This is a genomic window from Variovorax sp. V15, assembly GCF_041154425.1.
Classification (GTDB): Bacteria; Pseudomonadota; Gammaproteobacteria; order Burkholderiales; family Burkholderiaceae_C; genus Variovorax; species Variovorax guangxiensis.
This window is the reverse complement of the sequence record NZ_AP028659.1, coordinates 6,037,568-6,061,878: the sequence shown is the minus strand read 5'-3', so window position 1 is coordinate 6,061,878 and position 24,311 is coordinate 6,037,568. Positions and strand designations below refer to the sequence as shown.

The following is a 24,311-nucleotide window of genomic DNA, read 5'->3' as shown; positions in this document are numbered from 1 at the left end:
AGTTCCCCCCTTTTCTTTTTTTTTGTTCCTGTTCCATCGATTTCCGGAGGTGAGAAATGGCATTCCTAGACGACGGCTCCTGGAGCCCTGAAGACGCCCGCCAGTTCTACGAACTGATCGGCACCGGCTCGTCCGAGACCGACCTGGTCATGCTGATCGAGAACAAGGGGGCGCCGGTCGAAGGCGAGCTGGAGCGCAGCTTCGACGACGGCAAGGCGCGCCTGAACATCGGCGGCTACTACTGGTCGGTGCAGGTGCCCGAGTCTTCCAGCCAGAACCAGGTGGTGCCCAACAACCTGATCGTCGCGCGCCGCAGCGACGCCGCCACCGCCACCATCGCCAGCCTGCTGCGCGCGCAGGAGAAAGACCTGAAGGTGATGATCAGCGCCTTCAAGTCCGGCGGCGACGAGCGCTCGCCCGATGCGCAGTCGACCTTCGAGCTGGTGCTGGAGAACGCGCGCATCTGCCGGCTGGTGCTGAGCTCGGGCGGCCACTGGGGCGTGCCCTCGGAGCTGATCTCCATCAGCTACCGCACGGTGAAGGTGCGCTCGGCGCCGCAGAAGACCACCGGCCTGCGCGGCGCGGTGCGCGAATGCCAGTTCACGCGCGCATGAGCCGCGCACTCAGTCCAGCCACAAGGAGCCGCACACCATGACCACCGCCGCCGAATTCCTCAAGGCCGCCGACCCCGCTGCAGCCCTCAAGGCCCTGAGCGACGACGTGCGCGCCAGGCCTTCCGACAGCAAGCACCGCGTGTTCATGGCGCAGCTGCTGTGCGTGCTGGGGCAGTGGGAGCGCGCGCTCAACCAGCTCACCGTGGCCGCCGAGCTCGACGCGCTGGCCGTGCCCATGAAGCAGGTCTACGGCGAGGCCGTGCGCTGCGAGGGCCTGCGCGCCGAAGTGTTCGCCGGCACGCGCACGCCGATGATCTTCGGCCAGCCCGACGAATGGCTGGCGCTGCTCATCGAGTCGCTGCTGCGCCAGGGCCGCGGCGAGAGCGAGCTGGCGGAAGACCTGCGCCAGCGCGCCTTCGACGGCGCGCCCGCCATCGGCGGCACCGTCGACGGCAAGCCCTTCGAATGGCTCTCCGACGCCGACATGCGGCTGGGCCCTGTGCTCGAGGCCTTCGTCAACGGCAAGTACTACTGGATTCCGTACGCGCGCCTCGCGCACATCAAGATCGAGCCGCCCGAGGACCTGCGCGACTGCGTATGGATGCCCGCGCACCTGCAGTTCGAGAACGGCGGCGAGACGCTCGCGCTCATTCCCACGCGCTACGAAGGCACCGAGAAGCAGGAAGACGGCGAGCTGCGCCTGGCACGCAAGACCGAGTGGCGCGAGCTGCGCCCGGAGGTCTGGGCGGGCTTCGGCCAGCGCGTGCTCAGCAGCAGCGACGGCAATGAGTACGCGCTGATGGACGTGCGCGAGATCCTGTTCACGCCGGCCGAAGCCGAGGCGCAGGCGCCGGCCGAAGGTGCCGTCGATGGCTGAGCTCACGGCGCAGGAGCGGCTGCAGCCCTCACTGCTCGACCGCCTCGTCGACAACGCGCCCGACGAGAAGCGCGAGAGCGACGACAAGCGCACGCTGACCAAGCAGGCGCTGCGCCAGGCCGTGCTGCGCGACCTGGGCTGGCTCTTCAACGCCACCGGCTACGGCCTCTCGATGGACGACAGGCAGTACCCCAACGCGGCGCGTTCGGTCATCAACTACGGATTGCCTATGCTGTCTGGCCAGTTCACCTCGTCGGTGCAGCGTGTCAGCATGGAACAGGCTTTGAAGAACGCAATCCTGCAGTTCGAGCCGCGCATCCTGTCCCGAACACTCGAAGTCGAACTCATCATGGAGGGCCCGGCACTTGACTCGCACAACAGCATCGGCCTGCAGATCCGCGGCATGCTGTGGGCGCAGCCCGTGCCGCTGGAGTTCCTCATGCGAAGCCGCGTAGACCTGGAAGAAGGTCGCATCGAGATAGTGGACATGGCGCAAAACCCGAGATGAGTCCGCCATGGACCCCAGGCTGCTGAGTCTGTACGAACAGGAACTGCGCTACTTCCGCGAAAGCTCTTCAGAGTTCGCACGCGCATTTCCAAAGATTGCGCATCGACTTGGCATCGAAGGCCAGGAGGTCGCCGATCCGTACGTGGAGCGGCTCATCGAGGCCACCGCATTCCTCTCGGCGCGCGTGGGCCTGAAGCTCGACGCCGAATACCCGCGCTTCACCGGTCACCTGCTGGACATCGTCTATCCGCACTTCCTCGCGCCGACGCCGGCGATGGTGGTGGTCTCGTTCGCGCCCGACCCCGACGACGCCAACCTCGCCACCGGCCCGAGTCTGCCGCGCGGCAGCGGCCTGCGCGCGCGACAGGCGGTGGGGCAGAACACGCACTGCGAGTTCCGCACAGCCAGCGCATTGCGCATCTGGCCCATCGAGGTGCAGCGCGCGCAGTACTTCACCTACGCGCCCGACCTCCCGCTGAACACGCATCCGCAGTCGCGCGCGATCCGCGGCGGCCTGCGCATCGTGCTGCGCACCACGGCCGGGCTGGACTTCAGCCAGATCGCGCTCGACGACCTTGTGCTGCACTTCGGCGGCGCGGAAGACGTGGCCTGGCAACTGCACGAATGCGCGCTGGGCCAGCCCATCGGCGTGCTGGTGCGGCCGCTGGGGCCGGGCGGCGCCCTGCAGGGCTCGCCGCGCAGCCTGCCGCCGAGCGCCATCGGTGCGGTCGGCTTCGAGGACGACGAGGCGCTGCTGCCCGTCACGGCCACCGGCTTCTCGGGCTTCAGGCTGCTGCAGGAGTACTTCGCCTTTCCCCAGCGCTTCCAGTTCGTGCGTATCGGCGGGCTGAAGGCGCTGCTGGCCCAGATGCCGGTGGGCGAGGTCGAGATCGTGCTGCTGTTCTCGCGCGGCGACGCGGCCCTCGAAAAACTCGTGAGCGCCGACAACGTGCTGCTGCACTGCGTGCCCGCGGTGAACCTCTTCAGCAAGCGGCTCGACCGCGTGCCGCTGAACGAGGGCGTGAGCCAGTTCCACCTGGTGCCCGACCGCACGCGGCCGCAGGACTTCGAGGTGCACACCGTCACCGAGGTCATCGGCCACGGCACGCCGGGCGCCGACGCGGCGGCGGCCGAGCAGCCGTTCCGGCCCTTCTACTCGGCCTTCCATGGCAGCCGCCTGAGCCATCCGGCCTACTTCACGACCACGCGCGAGCCGCGCATGCTGTCGGTGCGCCAGCGCACGGAGGGCAACCGCAGCAGCCACATCGGCTCCGAGGTCTATATGCAGATCGTCGATCCGCAGCAGGCGCCGTACGCGGCCACGCTGCGGCAGCTGGCGGTGACCGCGCTGTGCACCAACCGCGACCTGCCCCTCTTGATGCCGCTGGGCCGCGAGAACGACTTCGACTGCGTCGATTCATTCCCCGTGCAGCGCGTGCGCATGGTGCGCGGTCCCTCGCGGCCGGTGTCGCCGGTGGTGAGCCAGGGGCTGGGCTGGCGCGTGGTCGACCACCTCGCGCTCAACTACCTGTCGTTGTCCGACAGCACGCCGGAGCAGGGCGCGGCCGCGCTGCGCGAGACGCTGATGCTCTACGCGGTGCATGCGGACGAGATGCGCCAGGGCCAGGTGCGCGGGCTGCTTTCGGTGAAGTGCAAGCCGGTGGCGCGCCGCCTGCCGCTGAAGGGGCCGATCGCCTTCGGCCGCGGGCTGGAGGTGACGCTGGAAGTCGACAAGGATGCCTTCCACGGCCACAGCAGCTTCCTCTTCGGTGCCGTGCTGGCGCGCTTTCTCTCGCGCCACGTGGAGGTGAACCATTTCGTCGAGACCGTGCTGCGCATCGCGGGCAAGGGCGAGACCATGCGCTGGAGGCCGCTGTGCGGGACGCGGCAGATCCTGTGACCGGCAACCTGGCCAGCGCTGCCCGCGCGCCCGGGCAGGGTGCGGGCACCGTGCAGGCCCGCGTCGATGCCGCGCTGCGCGGCTGGTCGGCCGAGCCCTGGGCCTTCGACTACTTCGCGGTGATGCGCCGGCTGGAGTCGGTCGCGAAGACCACGCCGCGCTGGGGTCGCGCCTTGCTGCCCGGTGCCGAGCCGGTGCGCGTGGGGCAGGAGCCTTCGCTCTCGTTCGCGCCCGCGAGCTTCAGCCGCTTCGAGCCCGCCACCGTGCATTCGCCGCCGCGCCTGCGCCAGCAGTTCTTCGGCTACATCGGCCCCAACGGGCCGCTGCCGGTGCACCTGAGCGACTTCATCCGCGAGCGCAGCCTGAACCATGGCGACCCGACATGGCTGGCCTTTCTCGACAGTTTTTCGCACCGCTTCTCGCTGCACTTCTACCGCGCGTGGGCGCAGTCGCGTCCGGCCGTGGCGCTGGACCGGCCGGGCGAGGACCGCTTCCGCCTGCAGATCGGCGCGCTGGTGGGCATCGGCGCGCCGGGCCGCGTGGAGCGCGACGAGATTCATGACGACGCACGGCTGCACTTCTCGGGCTGGCTCGCGCGCCGCGTGCACAACGTGGAGAGCGTGGAGTCGGTGCTGTGCTGCTACTTCGGCGTGCCGGTGAGGCTGGAGCGCTGGGTCGGCCACTGGATGAGCCTGCCGGCCGGCGAACTCACGCGGCTGGGGCAGGGAGAGAGTTCGCGATCGATGGGCATGGGCGCCATGCTCGGCACCCGGGCGTGGGACCGCCAGCACCGCGTGCGCCTGCATCTAGGCCCGCTCACGCTCGAGCAGTACCGCATGTTCCTGCCCATCGGCGATGCCCGCCCCGTGCTGCAGCGCTGGATGCAGCAGCTGCTCGGCGACGAACTCGAGTGGGACGCAGAACTCGTGCTCGAGAAGGCGCAGGTGCCGCTCACGCGACTTGGCGACGCGAAGGGCAGCGCGCCCCGCCTCGGCTGGGTGTCGTGGCTCGGCCAGCGCCCGCGCTCGCGCGACGCGGCCGACGTGCGCATCGGCAGCCAGTCTTTCAACAAGCCCACCTTCATTCGTTCAGAAGAGATACGGAGTCCCTCATGAGTGAAATCAGCCGCACCGCCCTTTTCGGCAAGCTCAACTCGCTGGCCTACAAGGCCATCGAAGGCGCCACCGTGTTCTGCAAGATGCGGGGCAATCCGTACGTGGAGCTGGAGCACTGGTTCGCGCAGCTGCTGCAGGCGCAGGACTCCGACCTGCACCGCGTGATCCAGCACTACGGTCTCGACGTGTCGGTCATCGCCAAGGACATGACCGCCGCGCTCGACCGCCTGCCGCGCGGCGCCACCGCCATCAGCGACTTCTCGCCGCACATCGAGAACGCCATCGAGCGCGCATGGACCTACGCCACGCTGCAGTTCGGCGAGGCGCAGGTGCGCACCGGCTACCTGCTGGTGGGCATGCTGAAGACGCAGAGCCTGCGCAACCCCCTGTTCGGTCTGTCGAAGCAGTTCGAGAAGGTCAAGGTCGAGGACCTGGCCGACAACTTCGCGAAGATCTGCGATGCCTCGCCCGAGGCGCAGATGCGTGCGCAGGACGGCACCGGCATGGGCAGCGGCGCGCCCGGCGAGGACTCCGGCGCGATGGCGCCGGCCGCCATGGGCAAGGGCGATGCGCTGAAGAAGTTCGCGGTCGACCTCACCGAGAAGGCCAAGAAGGGCGAGATGGACCCGGTGACGGGCCGCGACGAGGAGATCCGCCAGATCGTCGACATCCTCATGCGTCGCCGCCAGAACAACCCGCTGCTCACCGGCGAGGCCGGTGTCGGCAAGACGGCCGTGGTCGAAGGCTTCGCGCAGCGCCTGGCGCGCGGCGACGTGCCGCCGCAGCTGAAGGACGTGAAGCTGCTCACGCTGGACATCGGCCTGCTGCAGGCCGGCGCGAGCATGAAGGGCGAGTTCGAGCAGCGCCTGCGCCAGGTGATCGACGAGGTGCAGAGCTCGCCCACGCCCATCATCCTTTTCATCGACGAGATCCACACGCTGGTGGGCGCGGGCGGCGCGGCCGGCACCGGCGATGCGGCCAACCTGCTGAAGCCCGCACTCGCGCGCGGCAACCTGCGCACCATCGGCGCCACCACCTGGGCCGAGTACAAGAAGTACATCGAGAAGGACCCGGCGCTCACCCGCCGCTTCCAGGTGGTGCAGGTGCCGGAGCCCGACGAGACCAAGGCCATCCTCATGCTGCGCGGCGTGGCCAGCGTGCTCGAGAAGCACCATCGCGTGCAGCTGCTCGACGAGGCCATCGAAGCTGCGGTGAAGCTGAGCCACCGCTACATTCCCGCGCGCCAGTTGCCCGACAAGGCCGTGAGCCTGCTGGACACCGCCTGCGCGCGCGTGGCCGTGTCGCAGCACGCGACGCCGCCCGAGGTGGAAGACTGCATGCGCCGCATCGAGGGGCTGACGGTGGAGCAGGAGATCATCGGGCGCGAAGAGGCCATCGGCATCGACGTGACCAAGCGCGCGGCGCAGGTGGCCGCGCTGCTGGCCGAGTCGAAGGTGCAGCTCGATGCGCTCAACGCGCGCTGGCAGGAAGAGAAGGGGCTGGTCGACCGGCTGCTGGAGCTGCGAAGCAAGCTGCGTGCGGGGAACAAGCCGGTGGATACGCCTGCTGCCGCCAATGCCGATGCGGCCGCACCTGCCGCCGCCGCCGAAGCCGCACCCGACCGTGCCGCGCTGCTCGCCGAACTGCACGAGCTGCAGGCGAAGATCCATGCGGTGCAGGGCGAGTCGCCGCTGATCCTGCCTTCGGTTGACGAGCAGGCCGTGGCCTCGGTGGTTGCCGACTGGACCGGCATTCCCGTCGGCCGCATGGTCAAGAACGAGGTGGAGGCGGTGCTCAAGCTCGCCGACACGCTCAACCAGCGCGTGATCGGACAGAAGCACGGCCTGGAGATGATCGCGCGGCGCATCCAGACCTCGCGCGCGCGGCTGGACAACCCGCAGAAGCCCATCGGCGTGTTCATGCTGTGCGGCACCTCCGGCGTGGGCAAGACCGAGACCGCGCTCGCGCTGGCCGAGGCGCTGTACGGCGGCGAGCAGAACATCATCACCATCAACATGAGCGAGTTCCAGGAGGCGCACACCGTCTCCACGCTCAAGGGCGCGCCTCCGGGCTACGTGGGCTACGGCGAGGGCGGCATCCTGACCGAGGCGGTGCGTCGCCGCCCGTACAGCGTGGTGCTGCTCGACGAGGTGGAGAAGGCCCACCCCGACGTGCACGAGATCTTCTTCCAGGTCTTCGACAAGGGCTGGATGGAAGACGGCGAGGGCCGGATGATCGACTTCAAGAACACCATCATCCTGCTGACCACCAACGCCGGCAGCGAGCTGGTGATGAGCATGTGCCGCGACCCCGAGCTGCTGCCCGAGCCCAACGCGTTGGCCGATGCGCTGAAGGCGCCGCTGATGAAGGTGTTCCCGCCCGCGCTGCTGGGCCGCATCGTCACCATTCCCTACTACCCGCTGTCGCCCGAGATGATGAAGAAGATCGTGCGGCTGCAGCTGGGCCGCATCAAGAAGCGCGTGGAAACCAACCACGGCGTGCCTTTCGAGTACAGCGACGCGGTGGTCGACCAGGTGGTCGCGCGCTGCCAGGACCCGGAGTCGGGCGGGCGCGTGATCGACGCGATCCTGACCAACACCGTGCTGCCGACGATCTCGGTCGAGTACCTGCAGCGGCTGGCATCGGGCGGGGAGATCCGCCGGGTCGCGCTCGACGTGAAGGACGCGGACTTCACCTACGCCTTCGACTGACAAGCCTCCACCCCAAGAGAAAAAGATGGCCGACAACGAGTTCCGCATCGAGAGCGATTCACCCGCCAAGGACGACCTGATGTTCTGGCGCATCGTGGGGCACGAGGCGCTGGCGCGCCCGTCGGCCTACGAGCTCACGGTGATCTCGACGAACAAGGCCATCGACGCGAAGGACATCCTCGGGCATGCCTTCGACGTGGTGATCGGGTTCAAGGACGCCGATGGCGCAACGCACGAGCGCCACTGCCAGGGCCATGCGGTGCGCTTCGTGCGCGCGGGCCACATGGGGCGGCACTACGAATACCGCATCACCCTGCGCTCGTGGTTCTGGCTGCTCACCAAGCGCGCCAACTCCCGCATCCTGCAGGAGAAGAAGGTGCTCGAAGTGCTCGACGCGGTGTTCGAGGACAGCCCCATCAAGCGCTTCAAGAAGACCAAGGCCGACAACGTGGTCGGCACGCACAACCCGCGCCGCTACTGCGTGCAGCACCAGGAAAGCGACTACAGCTTTCTCTCGCGCCTGCTGGAGGACGAGGGCATCTACTACTGGTTCGACGCGCACGACGCGCCCGGCACCATGCATCTTTCGGACGCCAGCGACATGGCGCACGAGAAGCTGCCGGCGGCCGACACCCTGCGCCACATGGCCGTCAACGCCGCCGAACCGCGCTTCAACGAGATCTCGCGCTGGGTGAGCGGACGCCAGTTCGACACCGGCAAGCACGCCTCGCGCGACAGCGACTTCAAGGCCATCAAGAAGAAGCTGGGCGCCGACATCGATGCGTCGGACGACCACGAGCTCGCAAGCCTGGAGATGTTCGAGTTTCCAGGCGGCTACTTCAGCGGCGACGACGCCGAGACCCGCGCCAAGCTGCGCGGCGACGAGCTCAACGCGCGCCGCGACCGCCACTGGGCAGTGACGCCGTGGCCCGACGTCACGGCCGGTCGCGGCTTCAAGTACGAAGGCGACCCCGACGGCACGCGCAACGGCGACTACGTGATCGCGGCCTGCACCTTCGTCGCCAGCCATCGCGGCTACGAGGGCGTCAGCGGCAACACCCTGGCGCAGCCCGTGCATGCCGCGCTGGCCGACGTGCTGCGCGACGACGCGGTGAACGCCGACACGCTGCCGGTGCTCGAAGAGATCATCGCGGCCACGCCCGCGCTCTCGGCCGCGCAGACCGGCAGCAGCATCTTCCTGCTCACCGTGATGCCGGTCGAGCGCCTGTTCCGCACGCCCCGCCTCACGCCACGCGTGACCATGCCGGGCCCGCAGACCGCCATCGTCGTCGGCCCCAAGGGCGACGAGCTGCACGTGGACGACCACGGCCGCGTGAAGGTGCACTTCCACTGGGACCGCTACGACGAGAGCAACGAGAAGTCGACCTGCTGGATCCGCGTGTCGCAGCCCTGGGGCGGCAAGGGCTGGGGCGGCTACTTCATTCCGCGCATCGGCCAGGAGGTGATCGTCGACTTCCTCAACGGCGACCCCGACCGGCCCATCATCATGGGCCGCGTCTACAACGACGACCAGCCCATTCCCTACAAGTCGCCGACGCAGAGCGGCTTCAAGACCCGCTCCACGCCCGGCGGCGGCTCTTCGAACTACAACGAGATCATGTTCGAGGACAAGAAGGGCGAGGAAAAGATCAACATCCACGCCGAACTCGACATGAGCCGCAGCGTGGAGCGCGACGACTCCACCACCGTCGACCGCGACCAGAGCGTCACCGTCAAGCGCGACCAGACCAACCACGTGGACCGCGACCGCAAGAGCACGGTGACGCGCAACGACACCAACATGGTGGTGGTGGACCAGAAGAACACGGTCAAGGGGAAGCAGAACAACCAGGTGGTGGGCGACCGCACCACTTTTGTCGACAGCAACGACAAGACCATGGTGACCGGCACCAGCCTGAGCGACGTGACCGGTGCGCGCACCGACACCTCGCGCGCGGGCGAGACCCGCAACGTGATCGGCAACCAGACCATCACCGTCAGCGGCAACGTCACCTACAAGGCCGCGAAGATGAGCTTCGAGGCCGGGCACATCGACTGGATGGTGACGGGGTCGAGTTCGAAGTACATCACGGTGCCTACCGGGCCGCTGCACCTGATGGCCAACAAGATCAAGCTGATGAGCAACACCGGCATCGAGATGATGGCGGTGGGCAGCATCGACGCGACCTCGGTCGGCTCCAACACGACCATCCTGGGGCCGAACACCAGCGGCTACATCGGCACCAACAGCGAAGCCAACCTGGGCATAGCGCGCTCGACCTTCATGGGCATGAGCATCGACAACGCGCTGGCCATTGCCATCTCCAACTTCGGGGGCGTGGCGATCGATACCGCGCTGGGTGTCAAGCTGTCGTCCGGTGTTGCGCCGGAGATCCAGGCGTTTCCGATCGACGTGGAGCAGGCTGCGCTGCATACCTTCACACCGGGCGCGGGTGCCGGTGGTGCGGGCGGCGCGGCTATCGCCGGTGCGCTGGGAGCAGTCGCGGGCCTGGCCAGCGCGGACGCGGATATTGCCGCGACGCTGAAGCAGTACGCGGACGCCGCCAATGCGCTGGACAACGCTGCCAATGAAGCCGATGCCGCGCACCTGCCCGGGCTTGCTGGCCGCTTGCGCTCTCTCGGTGCGATCACGCGCAACCGTCGCATGGAAGGTGTGATCGGCAGCATTCCGGTGATCGGTGCTGTCGCCATCGCTGGCGGCGAACTGATCGTCGGCGCCTTGGGCGCCGCCGGTGTCGGCACAGGCGGCGAACGCCTGGCGGCCGATGAATCGGTCAATGCGGACGGTTCCGCCGCACCGCCCCCGCCTCCGCCGGCTCCACCCGCGCCGCCTCCGGCGCCCGGGGTGGGCGCGCCCGCTGAGCCGACACAGGAGTGGAGCCCGACGCCCCCGGCGCCGCCCCCTGCGCCGCGGCCGCCGCCACCGCCACCGCCACCGCCACCGCCGCCGCCGCCACCGCCACCGCCGCCACCGCCACCGCCGCCACCGCCACCGCCACCGCCACCGCCACCGCCGCCGTCATCCGATCCGCTGGACGGAGGGGTGCCGCCGAACGACGACTGGGAATAGGGATCGGCGCCAAGCGACCATGCAAGTCCTCAAACCCCAGGCGCTCGGCCTGTCGACGCGCCCCATCGAATTCCGCAAGCGCTTCGGGCTCAGCATCAGCGCCTGCCTGCACCTGCCGTTCGCACAGGGCGAGCGCGGAACGCTTTGGGCGGAGCAGTCGATGTGGTCCTTCCTCGGGAAGGAAATGGCGCAACCCCTGATCGACGAGGGCGTGGCCAAGCTCACGCCGGAGTTCCTGGTGCATGGCAAGGCCTTCCCGCCGCCGGACCGCACTGACGGTTGCGCCGTGCGGGCCCGGTTCGGCACGCAGGAGAAAACCCTGCTGGTGCTCGGGGACCGCTACTGGGATGGCTCTAACCCGAGCAAGGCCCGGCCTTTCCCGGAGATGCCGCTGGACTGGTCCAGGGCCTACGGCGGCGCGGACTTTCCCCTCAACCCAGGCGGGCGGGGCAGGCAGAAGATCGATGGCGTGGCATGGCTGCCGAACATCGAACTGCCTCATGACCGCCTGCTGCGCCCCGACCAGGCCATCGCGCCGGCCGGCATGGGGGCGCTGGACGTGATGCACCCGCAGCGCGTGCAATACCGCGGCACCTACGACGCCGACTACCTGAAGCAGCATGCGCCGGGGTTCGCGCCCGACACCGACTGGCGCTACTTCAACCTGGCGCCGCCCGACCAGTGGATGGGTGCGGCGCTCACCGGCGACGAGCCGTTCTCATTCGAGAACATGCACCCGCACAAGCGCCTGATCGAAGGCCGCCTGCCGGGCATGCGGGCGCGCGTGTTCGTCGGCTACAGGATGGCCGTGGGCGAGCCCAAGGTGCGGGAGGTGCCGCTGCGGCTGACCACCGTGTGGTTCTTCCCGCATGCCGAACGCTGCATCGCGATCTTCCAGGGGCTAGCCGAGGTCGGCACCGACGACGGCTCCGACGTGGTCAGCCTCATGGGCGCGGTCGAGCGCATCGGAGAAATCCGCTCCGACGCGCACTACCTCGACGCCGCAGCGAAGCGGGCCGACCCGAAGCTGGGCCCGATCTATGCCATCGTCGACAGCGACCTGCTCCCGGAAGGCGTGAGCACCGCCGATCCGGACGTGGAGGCTGCGAAGGCGCCCTTCGGAACCGAGGGCCTGCAGGGCGAAGCCCAGCGGCGTCGCGCCGAGATGGATGTGGTGTTCGCGCGCGAGAAGGCCATCGCCATGGGCAAGGACCCGGATGCGCTGGGAATCCGCATGCCGCCGCGGGAGAAGGTTCCGGTCGGCGACGAGCTTCCGCCCTACCTGGAGAAGAAGATGAAGGAGGCCGAGGCCCAGCGGTGGGCGGCGGTCGAGGATGCGGTCACGGTCGTCGAGCGGGCGCTGGCGATGTCGCAGGAGCAGAAGATCGATCTCGCCAAACTGCAGCACCGCGGTCCGCCGAAGTACGACCCCGACAGGCACATGGCGGAAATGCAGGCACAGGCGGCCGTGGGAACGCGGCCTGTCAACCTGGCGCCGATCTACCCGAAGCTGTGCCAGATCGAGGACGCGCATCGCGCCGGCTATCTGCAGTCCGCGCACATGCAGCCGCCAGCCTTCCCGATGCCGGCGCGCGAGGCCGGGAAGCTGCGCGGCGAGATGGCGCGTGCCAGCGCGGCGGGCATCAAGTTCTTCGCGGGCATTGATCTCACCGGCGCCGATCTCTCGGGCCTCGACCTTCGGGAGGTGAACCTGGAAGGCGCGTGGCTGGAAAGCGCGAACCTGGCCAATACCAATCTCTCCGGCGCCAACCTGACGGGCGCGGTGCTGGCGCATGCGAACCTGGAAGGCGCGATCGCCATCGGCGCGAAATTCGCCAGGGCCAATCTCGGCAAGGCGCGGCTGGCTCGCGGTGTCTTCGACGACGCCGACTTCAGCGGGGCGACGCTCATGTACTGCGCGTTCGCCGGCACCCAGATGCGACGCGCGAAATTCGCCAAGGCGAATCTGCTGCAGACCACATGGGGCGATGCCGACTGGGCCGGTGCAGACCTTAGCGGGCAGGTCTTCCACAAGCTGGACCTCAAGGGCATGCGGTGGCCGGAGGCGAACCTGTCCGTCTGCAACTTCATCGAGTCCGACCTCTCGGGCGTCGACATGCATGCGGCGAAGATCGAGAACGCGACCTTCGTGACCAGCAAGCTCGACGGCGCGAAGCTGATGGCGGCGCGCTGCGCCGGCACCGTGGCGGTCAAGGGAAGCAGCCTGGCCGGTGCGGACATGAGCCAGGCCGACCTGCGCAACTTCAATTTCGGTGCCTCCGATGCGCGGGAGGCCAGGCTGATCCGTGCGGTGCTCGATGGCGCCAACCTCTGCGAAGCCCGGCTCGAAGGCGCGGACCTGCGACTCGCCAGTGCCAAGGGCGTCCTGATGCGCAAGGCCGTCTGCTCGAACGCGCTACTGTCGGGCGTGAACTTCAGCGACGCGATCTTCCAGTCGGCGGATCTGCGGGGGGCCGACCTGCGGCGCAGCAATCTCTTCGGTGCCGACCTCGGACGGGTGCGGCTCGACGGTTCGACGAACTTCGACGGGGCGTTGCTCAGGCGGGCGCGCACCTGGCCCCGGCTCACCCCGGAACAGCAGGCGGCGGCATGAGCCCGAACCTCCTGTCCATTGCAATCAGCGTCGGCGAGGCGCTGGAAGGCCTCGACCTGCACAAGGGACGCTACGCAGGCCTTGCGCTCGGCGGCGGGATCTTCTCGCGAGTCAATTTCGCCGAAGCGGATTTCCGAGGGACCGATCTGCGCGAAGCCGTATTCGACTGCTGCGACCTGCGCGGCGCCATCGCATCCGGCGCCAATCTCCGCAAGGCCGTCTTCAACCGCTGCAAGCTCGATCACGTGGACCTGCGCGAGGCCAACCTGCACGGCGCCGTGTTCACGGAGTGCGACCTGACGCATGCGCAGATGGCGCAGTCGGCGATGACGATGGCCACCGTCACTCGCTGCAGGCTGGACCATGCCGTGCTGCGCGGCGTGCCGCTCGACTCCGCGGTGATCAGCCAGTCGGTGCTGCTCGACGTCTGCGCCGACGACACCAGCTGGCAATACACCACCGTCAACGAATGCGATCTCTCGCACCTGACGTGGGTCGGCGCGCGCATGCTGCGCAACGTGTTCTTCAAGACCTCGCTCAAGGGCATGTCGTTCGCCGGGCTGGAGCTGAACGGCTGCCAGTTCTCGTCCGCCGACCTGAGCGGCGCCGACTTCAGCGGCGTCACGCTGCAGCAGTGCAACTTCCAGGGCGCGACGCTCGATGGCGCGAAGTTCGTGAAGGCCGTCGCGCCGTCGGCGATCTTCTGCGCGGCCAGCGGCAAGGCTGCAGACTTCTCTGGCGCAAGGCTGCGTCAGGCGCTTTTCACTGGCGCCGTCCTGCCGCAGGCCAGCTTCGCAGGCTGCGACCTGTACCAGACCCATTTCGCGGGCGCGAAAGTACAAGGCGCCAAATTCACCGGCGCCGAGCTGACCTACGCCGACTTCCGCCACGCCGACCTCACCACGGCCGACCTGCGCCGCGCCACCATGGTGCGTACCGTGCTGCATGCCGCCGTCACCGAAAACGCCCAGATGACCGACCGCGCGCGTGCGCTCGAGACCGACTCGGAGCTGTCCGAATCGGAGCGCTGGCAGCCGCTGGTCGCCTGACACGACGAACACAGAGGGACCGCCATCATGAACAACGAAACGACGACGCTGACGAAAGCGCGCACCGGCAGGAAGAGCCAGGCCGCGAAGGCCATTCCCGGCGAATGGTGCGTAGGCATTCTCGGCTCCGGGGCAAAGGGCCGGCTGGTGGTCGCCAGCGGCGAGCTGAAGCTGCGCGCACGCCGCGCGGCGAGCTGCCTGCTGGAGCCGGCGGCCGGCGACAGCGTGGCCTGCCTGCGCATCGCGCCCGATGAAGTCTGGATCATGGCCGTGCTGCAGCGCGAGGAAGGCACGGCCAACGTCGTGAGCTGCGAGGGGGGCGCCGGCATGCGCATCGCTGCCGAGGGTGGACGCATCGAACTGGCTGCCGAAGAACTCGACGTCGCCACCCAGCGCACGCGCCTTGCCACCGACACCGCCGACGTCGTCGGCCGCCAGCTCAGCGTGGTCGGCACCAGCCTCAAGCTCGTGGGCTCGGTACTCTCCTCGGTGATGGACCGGGTGCAGCACTTCAGCAGGCACTACCTGCGCACCACCGATGGCATCGACCGCGTGGCGGCCACGCACGTCGAGTGCGAGGCGAAGCAGCTGATGCGGATCGAAGGCGAGCACACGCTGGTCAACGGCCGCGAGCTGGTGAAGGCGCGCGGCGCGCAGATCCATTTCGGCTGAGGCGACGGGGGAGACGAAAAAATGTTCGCCAACTGCCAGCTGATGGGCACGGACATGGGCTTTCCCGATGTCTGCATCACGCCCGCCGCGCCGTCGCCCATTCCGGTGCCGTACCCGAACATCGCCATGGGCCCCATGGCGATTCCGAACTGCCCCACGATCCTCATCATGGGCGGCCCGGCCCACAACCTCGGCACCACCATTCCGATGACCAACGGCGACAACTCCGGCGTGCTGCTGGGCGTGGCCTCGGGAACGGTGATGGGGCCGAGCCGGCACCTCACGGGGGCCTTCACCGTCCTGATGATGGGCATGCCTGCGTCGCGGCTGACCAGCGTGTCGCTGCAGAACAGCACCAATTGCCCGGGCGTGCGCACCGTGCCGAGCCAGCCGCTGGTGTTGCTGCTGGCGCCGTAGAGCGCATCGCAGATGCCTAGGTGGCGCGGAAAGAGCGCCGCTCGTACAGAACAAGGGGAGTAGCCATTCATGGCAGACCAGGAGTTCCGCATCGAGAGCGACTCGCCCGTCAAGGACGAGCTCATGTTCTGGCGCATCGTGGGGCACGAGGCACTGGCGCGCCCGTCGACATACGAACTCACGGTGCTGTCGGAGAACAAGGCCATCGATGCGAAGGACATCCTGGGGCGCGCCTTCGACGTCGTCATCGGCTTCGAGGACGCAGATGGGGGCAGCCATGAACGCCATTGCCAGGGCCACGCGGTGCGCTTCGTGCGCGCGGGCCATGCGGGGCGCTACTTCGAATACCGCTTCACCTTGCGCTCGTGGTTCTGGCTGCTCACCAAGCGCAGCAATTCGCGCATCCATCAGGAAAAGCCCGTGCTCGACGTGCTCGATGCGGTGTTCGAGGACAGCCCGATCAAGCGCTTCAAGAAGACCCGCACCGACAACGTGGTCGGCACCCACAAGCCGCGCCGCTACTGCGTGCAGCACCAGGAAAGCGACTATCAGTTCCTATCGCGCCTGTTGGAAGACGAAGGTATCTATTACTGGTTCGACGCGCACGATGCGCCGGGCACCATGCACATGTCGGACGCGAGCGACATGGCGCACGACAAGCTGCCGGCCGCGGACACCCTGCGCTACGTGACGAGCGACGCCGCCGAAGCGCGCTTCAACGAGATCTCGCGCTGGGTCAGCGAGCGGCAGTTCGACACCGGCAAGTACGCATCGACCGACAGCGACTTCAAGGCGATCAAGAAGAAGCTGGAGGCCGCCGGCGGCACGCCCGACAAGCACGAGCTGGCCGAGTTCGAGGCCTTCGAGTTCGCGGGTGGGTACTTCAACGGTGGCGATGCCGACGACAAGGGCAAGCTGCGCGCGAGGAGATCGGCGCGCGCCGCCAGCGCCACTGGGCGCTCACGCCCTGGCCCGACGTGGCGGCGGGCCGCAGCTTCAAGTTCGAGAACGACCCTGACGGCACGCGCGACAGCGACTACGTGATCGCCGCCTGCACCTTCGTCGCCAGCCACCCGGGCTACGAAGGCGCGGACATCGAGGAGCCACCGGCCCCGCCGACACGGCTTCTGAGAGAAGCTCTCGCGGACGACGCCGTGCTGGCCGACACCTTGCCGGCCTTCGAGGCGGTCGCCGCCCGGATGCCGTCGCTCGATGCGAGCCGCCCGGGCGCAAGCGCTTTCCTGTTGACGGTGTTTCCGGTCGACATGCCTTTCCATCCGCCGCGGCTGACACCGCGCGTGGTCATGCCGGGCCCGCAATCGGCCATCGTAGTAGGCCCCTCGGGCGAGGAGATCCACGCCGACGACTTCGGCCGCGTGAAGGTGCACTTCCACTGGGACCGCTACGACAAGAGCAACGAGAAGTCGACCTGCTGGGTGCGCGTGTCGCAGCCCTGGGCGGGCAAGGGATGGGGCGGCTACTTCTGCCCGCGCATCGGCCAGGAGGTGATCGTCGACTTCCTCAACGGTGACCCCGACCGGCCGCTGATCGTGGGCCGCGTCTACAACGACGACCAGCCCATTCCCTTCGGAACTCACACCCAGAGCGGCTTTCGCACGCGCTCCACGCCCAAGGGCAGCGCGGCCAACTGCAACGAATTCCGCTTCGAGGACAAGAAGGGATCGGAGCAGGTGTACCTGCACGCCGAGAAGAACCAGGACATCGAGGTCGAGAACGACGAGACGCACTGGGTCGGCCACGACCGCGCCAAGACCATCGACCACGACGAGACCACGCACGTGAAGCACGACCGCACCGAGACGGTCGACAACAACGAGACCATCACCGTGCACGGCCAGCGCACCGAGACGGTGGACAAGAACGAGACCATCACCATCCACCAGAACCGCACCGAGACGGTGGACCTGAACGAGACGATCTCCATCGGCCAGAACCGCACCATCACGGTGGGCGCGAGCGAGAGCGCCACGGTGGCGCTGCAGCGCACGCACACGGTGGGCATCAACGAGACCATCACCGTGGGGGCAGCGCAGGAGATCACGGTAGGGGCGATGCAGGCGGTGACGGTGGGGGCGAGCCAGACGATCAGCGTGGGGGCGAACCAGTCGAGCAGCATCGGGGCCAATCGGTCGGTGGATGTGGGCGCGAACCTGTCGACCAACGTGGGCGCGGACGAATCGCGAAGCGTGAGTTCGGGACGGACTACCAGCGTGGGCAAGGACGACTCGCTGTCCGTCGGAAAGAACCTGGTGATCGACGCGGGCGATTCCATCTCCATCACCACGGGCAGCGCAAGCATCACGATGAAGAAGGACGGGACCATCGTGATCAAGGGGAAGGACATCACGATCGATGCCTCCGGAAAGATCAACCAGAAGGCCGGCGGGAACATTCTCATGAAGGGTTCGAAGATCCTTCAGAACTGAGCGCGGGCGAAGAAATTCAAGGAGAGAACCATGAGCGGCAGGGACTCGATCGAGCAAGAACTCAGGACGGAAATGGAGGAGCCGGCGGCCATCGCGCTCTGGAATTCCGTGACGACCGCGGAGCTGGTCGCCATCGCGGACGAGGGACAGACGCCGCTCGTCGTGCTCGGGGGGCGTCCCGGCACGACCGCGGTGCGTGCGCGCAGCGTGGTGGACCTGCACGGCGCCCATATCGGCCGGCAGGTGGTGCTGATGTTCGAGAACGCCGATCCGGCGCGCCCGATCGTGATCGGCGTGCTGCGTGGCGCGCACGGATGGCCGCTGCCGGATGCGCCGGCGCAAGTGGAAGTCGATGCGGATGGCGAGCGCATGCTGGTGAGCGCCAGGGACGAGCTGGTGCTGCGCTGCGGCAAGGCCAGCATCACGCTCACGCGGGCCGGCAAGGTGCTGATCCAGGGTAGCTATGTGTCGAGCCGCTCGACGGGCGTGAACCGCGTCAAGGGTGGCTCGGTGCAGCTGAACTGAGCGGGAAGAGGGTACGTGGAACTCCTCAATGCCACCCGCATGGTCGCGGGGTTCAACCTGGGCGTCGAGCCGAGCGGACGGGAACTGCTCGTGGTGGTCGCCAAGGGAACCTTCCGCATTCCGCCGCCCGACGCGCCGGACGGCATCGTGCTGCACGAGGCGCAGCTGCCGCTGGTAATGGCAGATACCTTCACCGGCGCACCGGGGCTCTCGGCGCCGGTCTACGAAGTGGACTTCGCGCCGCGCAAGCCGCGCTGCGACATTCTCTTGCTGGGTAGCGCGTACGCGCCGGGCGGCCGGCCCGCGTCGCGCGTCGAGGTGGGATTGCGGGTCGGCAGCTGGAGCAAGACCTTCGCGGTGGTCGGGCCGCGCCAGTGGGAATGCGGAATCGCCGGCGTCGGCTCGACACCGCCTGGCGTGTTCGTGCGGCAGCCGATCTCGTACGACGTGGCCTTCGGCGGCGTCGACCTCCTGCATGAGGACCCTGCCCAGCACGCCGCCTTCATGGCCAACCCGGTCGGGCGCGGTTTCCACAGGCACATGCGGGTGGAATGGGTCGAGGGCTGGCCGCTGCCGGCCACGGAAGAAATCGATCACGCCGTGCGCGCGCCCGACGGTAACTACCGGCCCGTGGCCCTCGGACCCGTGGGGCGCGGGTGGGATCCGCGCCATCGCTTTGCCGGCACCTACGACGACGCGTGGCGCCAGAAGCACTTTCCCTTCCTGCCGCCCGATTTCGACGAGCAGTATTTCCAGGCGGCACCGCTCGACCAGCAGGTGCCGCTCGACCACTTCCGCAACGGCCCCGTCGAGGTGCTGATGGCCAACCTGACGCCCGGTGGACTGACGCGCTTCACCATTCCCCACCTGGTGGCGCCGGTGCACGTATTCACTCGCGATGGCGAGCGGGAGGACCACACGGCCACGCTCGACACGGTGGTCATCGAACCCGACGAGGGGCGCTTCAGCCTCACCTGGCGCATGACGCGGCCGTTGAAAAAGGACATCTTCGAGGTCGCGCAGGTCATGGTCGGCAAGAAAGGGCGCGAATGGTGGCAGCAGCGCGATGCCGCGCCTTTCCCCATTCCCGTGATCATGGTGCCGATGGTGCCGGACGACGAAGAGCTGGACGAGGTCGCATGAGCATGCCGACCTCAGCCATCTGCATCCGGCGCACGGGTCTGGTCACCAGCGTGGGGCTGAACGCGGCCGCATCCTGCGCGGCGATCCGCGCCAAGGTCACCAACCCGAGCGAGACGCGCTTCATCGATTCGGAGGGCGAGCGGATCATGGCGCACGCCGTGCCGCTGGAGAAGCCATGGCGCGGACGAGCCAAGCTGGTCCGCATGGCCGCGCTGGCGGTGCAGGAATGCCTGGCCGGCGTGGCGCGCGAGCGATGGGACGAGATCCCCCTGCTGCTGTGCGTGGCCGAACACGAAAGGCCGGGGCGCCTGCAGGGGCTCGACGATCTGCTCTTCGAAGAGCTGCAGGATCTGCTCGGGGCCCGCTTCTCGGCGGATTCGCTCGTGGTCGCGCATGGCCGCGTGAGCGTGGTGGTGGCGCTCGCGCAGGCGCAGCGATTGATCGGCGGCGGCGTGCCGCTGGTGCTCGTGGCCGCCGTCGACAGTCTGCTCGAGTGGCCGACGCTCGGCGCATACGAACGCGGCAATCGCGTGCTGACGGCGGGGAACTCGAACGGCTTCATTCCCGGCGAGGGTGCGGGGGCGCTGCTCGTGGGCGTCCCCGGCGGCCCGGGCGGCGAGGGAGGGCTGGTGTGCGCGGGCATCGGCTTCGGCATCGAGAAAGCGCACATCGACACCGAGGAGCCGTTGCGCGGCGACGGCCTGAGCGCAGCCATCGAGGCGGGGCTGGCGCAGGCCGGCTGCGGCATGCACGACATCGACTACCGCGTCACCGACCTGTCGGGCGAGCAGTACTACTTCAAGGAGGCGACGCTCGCGCTTGCGCGTACGCTGCGCCAGCGCAAGGAGAGCTTCGACATCTGGCATCCGGCCGAATGCATCGGCGAGGCGGGGGCCGTGGCCGGAGTCGCCGCGCTGGCCGTGGCGGATGCGGCGGGCCGCCGCGGGTATGCGCCGGGGCCGGCCGTGCTGGTGCACATGGCGAACGATGCGGGGCAGCGGGCCTGCACCGTGATGCGCTTCGAAGAGGCCGCGGTCTGAGGAGCGCGCGATGAGCAACAAGGTCTTCGCCAACGCCCTGGAGATCTCGTGCAAGGCCGCGAGCGGAAAGACCATGTGCGCCTTTCCGGACGTCTGCTTCACTCCGCCGCAGACGCCGGCCACGCCGCCGGGCGTGCCGCTTCCGTATCCGAACACGGGCTTCTCGTCGGATACGACCGACGGCTCGACCAGCGTCGAGATCTCGGGCCAGCAGGTGATGCTCAAGAACAAGAGCTACTTCAAGCGAAGCAGCGGCGACGAAGCCGGCTGCGCGCCCAAGAAGGGTCTGGTCACGAGCACCAACATGGGAAAGATCTATTTCTCGCGCTGGTCGATGGACGTGCTGGTGGAGGGCGAGAACGTGGTGCGCCACCTCGACATCACCACGCACAACCACAGCTCGTATCCGGGCAACGAGTCGATTCCGTGGCCGCATCTGGAATCGATGGCGCCCGGCGCGGCCAAGGCGGCGTGCGACAAGGAAGTCAAGCGCGAGAAGGCCGCCTGCAAGGATTTCAAGAAGCAGGGCACGAAGAACGTGTGCGCCGCCGCCGGTATGAACATCGGCATCAAGAAGCAGCGGGGGCGCGGGGCGGACTGGAACAAGATGTCGCTCGACGCCATCAAGGGCAAGGAGGCGGCCGACAAGTGCCTGCGCGCGCGCAAGTGCAGGCTCGTGCCCTACAACGCGCAGAAGGACGGCGTGAAGGGCTGCTGCCCGAGCCAGACGCCCGATCACGTGATACCCAAGAGCTCCTTCTACACGGCGGCGGTCTCCAAGGGCAAGAAGCTGCCCGGCTGGAAGAACTACAAGATGAGCGCTGCGCCCTGCATGTGTGCGGAGGGGCCGAGCAACACCGAGGGCAGCCACGGGCTGCGCCATGCGGCCCACAAGTTCATGGGCAAGAAGGTGGGCGCGGGAACGACGCAGTCCTTCGCCAAGGAGATGAACCTCTGCGTGAAGAGCGCGCAGAAGGTGTTCAAGTCGTCCAACTGCAGCAACAAGTGCCTGAAGGCGCAGCTCACCGAGGGGCACAAGGACATGTGCTCGAAGGACCTGAAGGACGCCGAGGTGAAGCATTCGCCTTCGGGGTCCGACGTCGCGAGCGAGGCGGCTCTGGATCCGCTCAAGGCGCTGGGCAACAAGAGATCCCGCTGAAAGGAGAGCGTACATGGCACAACGGCTGGGACTGTCGAAGGACAACCTGATATCGCGAGGCGCAGCGCGCTTCAAGGACCTCGTCTATCTTGCGCTTCAGGACAAGAAGCTCCAGAAGAAAGGCATCGCCCACACTCGATTGGGCAGCGTGGACGAAGGTGAGATCGCCAATGTCAAGGATCTGGCATGGCGTGCGGCCGGTATCTGCGTTGTGCGCAAACCCGCCGAGAAGCTCGTCGCCGTCTCCGGCGACGGCCAGGTATTCACCTACGTGGGTGGACAGGAGGGCAGCGAGAAGATCCGCGACGCCTTCGACCTGCGCGCCTGTGCCGCCATAGACGGATACGCCTATGCCTGCGGCATGAACCGCGAGGTGTTCAGGCGCGCAGGAGAAGGAAAGTGGACCGCCATGCACGCGCCGGCTGCGGAGGGCGACGACGAGGTCGCCGGCTTCGAAGCCATCGACGGCTTCGGCGCGGACGACATCTATGCCGTGGGCTGGGAAGGCGAGTTGTGGCATTGGCAAGCCGGCGCCTGGACCCAGGGGCCGAGTCCGGTCAACGTGGTGCTCAGCGGCGTGTGCTGCGCCGGCGAGGGGAATGTCTACGCCTGCGGCCAGGCAGGCACGCTGCTGCGAGGCCGCGGGCAGGACTGGGAGGTGCTCGAGACCGAGGGGCTCATGGACGACTTCTGGGACCTGCGCTGGTTCATGGGCCGCCTGTACGTGGCGAGCATGAGCGCACTGTACGAGCTGCAGGGCGATGCGCTCGTGCCGGTCGACTTCGGCCGCGACGCTCCCGACAGCTGCTACAAGCTCACCGATGCGGAGGGTGTGCTGTGGTCGGTCGGGCAGCAGAACATCTGCTCGTTCGATGGCGCCGCCTGGCGCCGCTGGGAGTGAGGGCGAGGCCATGAGCATCGTCGCGGCGAACAACACGGAAGGCATGGCCCTGAACAGGCCCGTGCCGGCCGTCGTCGCGCAGCATGCGGAGGAAAGCGCGGTGCTCTTCCATGTGCGGGCGCGGATGGTCGATGCGCCTCATGTCAGGCTGCATCATCTGCGCCGCCTGGACGACCGGCTGGCGGCACATCTGGACGGTCTTGCCGTGGCGGGTGCGTACGGCGCACATCTGTGCGCGACGGCGCTGGCCATGCCCGGCCCGGGCGAACTCTTCGCAACCACCGCGCTGGCGCTCGACACGCACGACGGCCCTTGCCTCGACAAGGTGCTGGCGCTCGCGCATGCCTTGCCGGAGTGCCGCCCCGGCGTGCTGGCCGCCTTCGAATGGGTTTCAGCGCCTTCGTTGCGCGGCATCACCGGCGGGCTGCTGGCTTCTCCATCGGCATTCCATCGCATGGTGGGCATCCTGGCCTGCGGTGCGCATCGCGTCGATCCGGGCGCGCCGCTGGTGGCGGCGCTGGGCGATCCGGACAGCTTGTTGCGCGAGCACGCGCTTCGCATCGCAGGGGAGTGCGGCAGGCTGGACCTGCAGGGCGCTTGCGTGCGCGCCTTGGCCGATGAGGACGCCGCTTGCCGTTTTCAGGCTGCGCGTTCGGCGGTGCTGCTCGGCGACCGGCATGCAGCGATACGGGTACTGCACGAGGAGACGGGCGCAGGCAGGCCGCACCGGGCGCAAGCCATCGGGCTGCTGCTCAAGCTCGCCTCGCCCGAGCAGGCGGTGCCGATCCTGAAGTCTCTGTTCGAGTCGCAGGCGGATGCGCGAGAACTGATTCGCGGCCTTGGCACGAACGGCGATCCGCGCTGGGTGCCTTGGCTGATCGACAGGATGGACGATGCTTCCCTGTCGCGCCTGGCCGGCGAAGCCTTCACGCTGATCACCGGCCTCGATCTCGCGGAGCACGATCTGGAGCGCAAGCCACCCGATGGCGCCGAGACCGGTCCGATGGACGATCCGGCGGACGACGACGTTGCGATGGACGAAGACGACGGCCTGCCCTGGCCCGACGCGGGCAAGGTCGCCGACGCGTGGGCCGTTCGCGCGCAGGGCTTTCCGGAGGGCGTTCGCCACTTCATGGGAGCGCCACCGTCGTGGGACCACGCCGTCCAGGTGCGCGCCCGGGGTTGCCAGCGGCAACGCCGGGCGGCCTCGGAATACCTGTGCCTGCTTCGGCCCGGCACGGCGCTGTTTCCGACCGGAGCTCCTGCGTGGCGCCAGCAGCGCTGGCTTGGCGGACCCGAGGCCTGAGCGTTCATGCGTACCCCGTACATCCTCGCGCTCCTGGCCTTCGTGTTCGCTGTCGCGGCGGCCCTGCGCTGGACGCGCAACGCCGGGCACTCTGATCCCGCCACGCGCACCTGGCTCCTCGTCGCCCTGGTCTTCACCGCCATCGCAGCCTGGCTGCAATGGCATACCTCTTAAGGCGAGATTGCCAACATGTCCCACGGAATGAATACTCCCTGCGAGTTT

The 24,311-nt window shown here is 68.1% G+C and carries 20 protein-coding genes; all 20 read left to right on the top strand.

The window, feature by feature from the left end; genetic code table 11:
* The first annotated feature begins 56 nt into the window (after positions 1 to 56).
* The 20 genes from ACAM57_RS28770 (at position 57) to ACAM57_RS28675 (ending at position 24,263) form a co-directional block, all read left to right on the top strand.
* Positions 57 to 614 carry a type VI secretion system tube protein Hcp gene (locus ACAM57_RS28770; RefSeq protein ID WP_126025723.1) on the top strand — a complete coding sequence of 186 codons (558 nt, stop codon included), beginning with the start codon at positions 57 to 59 and terminating at the stop codon, positions 612 to 614.
* A gap of 37 nt (positions 615 to 651) precedes the next feature.
* Complete coding sequence (locus ACAM57_RS28765; RefSeq protein ID WP_369659806.1) at positions 652 to 1,491, top strand: type VI secretion system accessory protein TagJ; 840 nt, start codon at positions 652 to 654, stop codon at positions 1,489 to 1,491.
* Positions 1,484 to 1,999, top strand: a complete 516-nt coding sequence (gene tssE / locus ACAM57_RS28760; protein WP_126025725.1) for a type VI secretion system baseplate subunit TssE — start codon at positions 1,484 to 1,486, stop codon at positions 1,997 to 1,999. Before ACAM57_RS28765 ends, tssE begins: the two co-directional genes overlap by 8 nt.
* Before the next feature lie 7 nt (positions 2,000 to 2,006).
* Positions 2,007 to 3,899: a type VI secretion system baseplate subunit TssF gene (tssF, locus tag ACAM57_RS28755; RefSeq protein WP_369659805.1), complete on the top strand. Its 1,893-nt coding sequence runs from the start codon at positions 2,007 to 2,009 to the stop codon at positions 3,897 to 3,899.
* Positions 3,896 to 5,014 carry a type VI secretion system baseplate subunit TssG gene (gene tssG / locus ACAM57_RS28750; protein ID WP_369659804.1) on the top strand — a complete coding sequence of 373 codons (1,119 nt, stop codon included), beginning with the start codon at positions 3,896 to 3,898 and terminating at the stop codon, positions 5,012 to 5,014. The genes tssF and tssG overlap by 4 nt, the downstream gene beginning before the upstream one ends.
* Positions 5,011 to 7,725, top strand: a complete 2,715-nt coding sequence (gene tssH / locus ACAM57_RS28745; RefSeq protein WP_369659803.1) for a type VI secretion system ATPase TssH — start codon at positions 5,011 to 5,013, stop codon at positions 7,723 to 7,725. Before tssG ends, tssH begins: the two co-directional genes overlap by 4 nt.
* Before the next feature lie 25 nt (positions 7,726 to 7,750).
* Positions 7,751 to 10,816: a type VI secretion system Vgr family protein gene (locus tag ACAM57_RS28740; RefSeq protein WP_369659802.1), complete on the top strand. Its 3,066-nt coding sequence runs from the start codon at positions 7,751 to 7,753 to the stop codon at positions 10,814 to 10,816.
* A 19-nt stretch (positions 10,817 to 10,835) separates the two neighbouring features.
* A complete protein-coding gene (locus ACAM57_RS28735) occupies positions 10,836 to 13,430 on the top strand; it encodes a DUF2169 domain-containing protein (RefSeq protein ID WP_369659801.1) in 2,595 nt (864 codons plus the stop codon).
* Positions 13,427 to 14,479 carry a pentapeptide repeat-containing protein gene (locus ACAM57_RS28730; RefSeq protein WP_369659800.1) on the top strand — a complete coding sequence of 351 codons (1,053 nt, stop codon included), beginning with the start codon at positions 13,427 to 13,429 and terminating at the stop codon, positions 14,477 to 14,479. The genes ACAM57_RS28735 and ACAM57_RS28730 overlap by 4 nt, the downstream gene beginning before the upstream one ends.
* Positions 14,480 to 14,506: 27 nt before the next feature.
* The gene (locus tag ACAM57_RS28725) at positions 14,507 to 15,151 is read left to right on the top strand and encodes a DUF3540 domain-containing protein (RefSeq protein WP_369659799.1); all 645 of its coding nucleotides are present in this window, start codon (positions 14,507 to 14,509) and stop codon (positions 15,149 to 15,151) included.
* A gap of 21 nt (positions 15,152 to 15,172) precedes the next feature.
* On the top strand, positions 15,173 to 15,568 hold the full coding sequence (locus tag ACAM57_RS28720) for a DUF4150 domain-containing protein (RefSeq protein WP_126025731.1): 396 nt from the start codon (positions 15,173 to 15,175) through the stop codon (positions 15,566 to 15,568).
* A 69-nt stretch (positions 15,569 to 15,637) separates the two neighbouring features.
* A complete protein-coding gene (locus tag ACAM57_RS28715) occupies positions 15,638 to 16,612 on the top strand; it encodes a type VI secretion system Vgr family protein (RefSeq protein WP_369659798.1) in 975 nt (324 codons plus the stop codon).
* The gene (locus ACAM57_RS28710) at positions 16,546 to 18,015 is read left to right on the top strand and encodes a type VI secretion system Vgr family protein (RefSeq protein WP_369659797.1); all 1,470 of its coding nucleotides are present in this window, start codon (positions 16,546 to 16,548) and stop codon (positions 18,013 to 18,015) included. Before ACAM57_RS28715 ends, ACAM57_RS28710 begins: the two co-directional genes overlap by 67 nt.
* A 30-nt stretch (positions 18,016 to 18,045) precedes the next feature.
* Positions 18,046 to 18,540, top strand: coding sequence for a DUF6484 domain-containing protein (locus ACAM57_RS28705; RefSeq protein WP_369659796.1), 495 nt, complete (start codon positions 18,046 to 18,048; stop codon positions 18,538 to 18,540).
* A gap of 15 nt (positions 18,541 to 18,555) precedes the next feature.
* Positions 18,556 to 19,683, top strand: a complete 1,128-nt coding sequence (locus ACAM57_RS28700; RefSeq protein WP_369659795.1) for a DUF2169 domain-containing protein — start codon at positions 18,556 to 18,558, stop codon at positions 19,681 to 19,683.
* Complete coding sequence (locus ACAM57_RS28695) at positions 19,680 to 20,723, top strand: hypothetical protein (protein ID WP_369659794.1); 1,044 nt, start codon at positions 19,680 to 19,682, stop codon at positions 20,721 to 20,723. The genes ACAM57_RS28700 and ACAM57_RS28695 overlap by 4 nt, the downstream gene beginning before the upstream one ends.
* A gap of 10 nt (positions 20,724 to 20,733) precedes the next feature.
* A complete protein-coding gene (locus ACAM57_RS28690; RefSeq protein WP_126025736.1) occupies positions 20,734 to 21,882 on the top strand; it encodes a PAAR-like domain-containing protein in 1,149 nt (382 codons plus the stop codon).
* 13 nt (positions 21,883 to 21,895) lie between these two features.
* Positions 21,896 to 22,783, top strand: a complete 888-nt coding sequence (locus ACAM57_RS28685) for a hypothetical protein (protein WP_369659793.1) — start codon at positions 21,896 to 21,898, stop codon at positions 22,781 to 22,783.
* A 10-nt stretch (positions 22,784 to 22,793) separates the two neighbouring features.
* A complete protein-coding gene (locus tag ACAM57_RS28680) occupies positions 22,794 to 24,089 on the top strand; it encodes a TIGR02270 family protein (protein WP_369659792.1) in 1,296 nt (431 codons plus the stop codon).
* A gap of 6 nt (positions 24,090 to 24,095) precedes the next feature.
* Positions 24,096 to 24,263, top strand: coding sequence for a hypothetical protein (locus tag ACAM57_RS28675; RefSeq protein WP_369659791.1), 168 nt, complete (start codon positions 24,096 to 24,098; stop codon positions 24,261 to 24,263).
* Positions 24,264 to 24,311: the final 48 nt, after the last annotated feature.

Excerpts from the sequence above, each read along its gene's own strand:
- ACAM57_RS28720 (WP_126025731.1), top strand. The coding sequence starts at position 15,173 with ATGTTCGCCAACTGCCAGCTGATGGGCACGGACATGGGCTTTCCCGAT.
- ACAM57_RS28690 (WP_126025736.1), top strand. The coding sequence starts at position 20,734 with ATGAGCAACAAGGTCTTCGCCAACGCCCTGGAGATCTCGTGCAAGGCC.
- ACAM57_RS28730 (WP_369659800.1), top strand. The coding sequence starts at position 13,427 with ATGAGCCCGAACCTCCTGTCCATTGCAATCAGCGTCGGCGAGGCGCTG.
- ACAM57_RS28705 (WP_369659796.1), top strand. The coding sequence starts at position 18,046 with ATGAGCGGCAGGGACTCGATCGAGCAAGAACTCAGGACGGAAATGGAG.
- tssF (WP_369659805.1), top strand. The coding sequence starts at position 2,007 with ATGGACCCCAGGCTGCTGAGTCTGTACGAACAGGAACTGCGCTACTTC.
- ACAM57_RS28680 (WP_369659792.1), top strand. The coding sequence starts at position 22,794 with ATGAGCATCGTCGCGGCGAACAACACGGAAGGCATGGCCCTGAACAGG.
- tssE (WP_126025725.1), top strand. The coding sequence starts at position 1,484 with ATGGCTGAGCTCACGGCGCAGGAGCGGCTGCAGCCCTCACTGCTCGAC.
- ACAM57_RS28715 (WP_369659798.1), top strand. The coding sequence starts at position 15,638 with ATGGCAGACCAGGAGTTCCGCATCGAGAGCGACTCGCCCGTCAAGGAC.
- ACAM57_RS28725 (WP_369659799.1), top strand. The coding sequence starts at position 14,507 with ATGAACAACGAAACGACGACGCTGACGAAAGCGCGCACCGGCAGGAAG.
- ACAM57_RS28685 (WP_369659793.1), top strand. The coding sequence starts at position 21,896 with ATGGCACAACGGCTGGGACTGTCGAAGGACAACCTGATATCGCGAGGC.
- ACAM57_RS28735 (WP_369659801.1), top strand. The coding sequence starts at position 10,836 with ATGCAAGTCCTCAAACCCCAGGCGCTCGGCCTGTCGACGCGCCCCATC.
- ACAM57_RS28770 (WP_126025723.1), top strand. The coding sequence starts at position 57 with ATGGCATTCCTAGACGACGGCTCCTGGAGCCCTGAAGACGCCCGCCAG.
- ACAM57_RS28695 (WP_369659794.1), top strand. The coding sequence starts at position 19,680 with ATGAGCATGCCGACCTCAGCCATCTGCATCCGGCGCACGGGTCTGGTC.
- ACAM57_RS28740 (WP_369659802.1), top strand. The coding sequence starts at position 7,751 with ATGGCCGACAACGAGTTCCGCATCGAGAGCGATTCACCCGCCAAGGAC.
- tssH (WP_369659803.1), top strand. The coding sequence starts at position 5,011 with ATGAGTGAAATCAGCCGCACCGCCCTTTTCGGCAAGCTCAACTCGCTG.
- ACAM57_RS28765 (WP_369659806.1), top strand. The coding sequence starts at position 652 with ATGACCACCGCCGCCGAATTCCTCAAGGCCGCCGACCCCGCTGCAGCC.
- ACAM57_RS28675 (WP_369659791.1), top strand. The coding sequence starts at position 24,096 with ATGCGTACCCCGTACATCCTCGCGCTCCTGGCCTTCGTGTTCGCTGTC.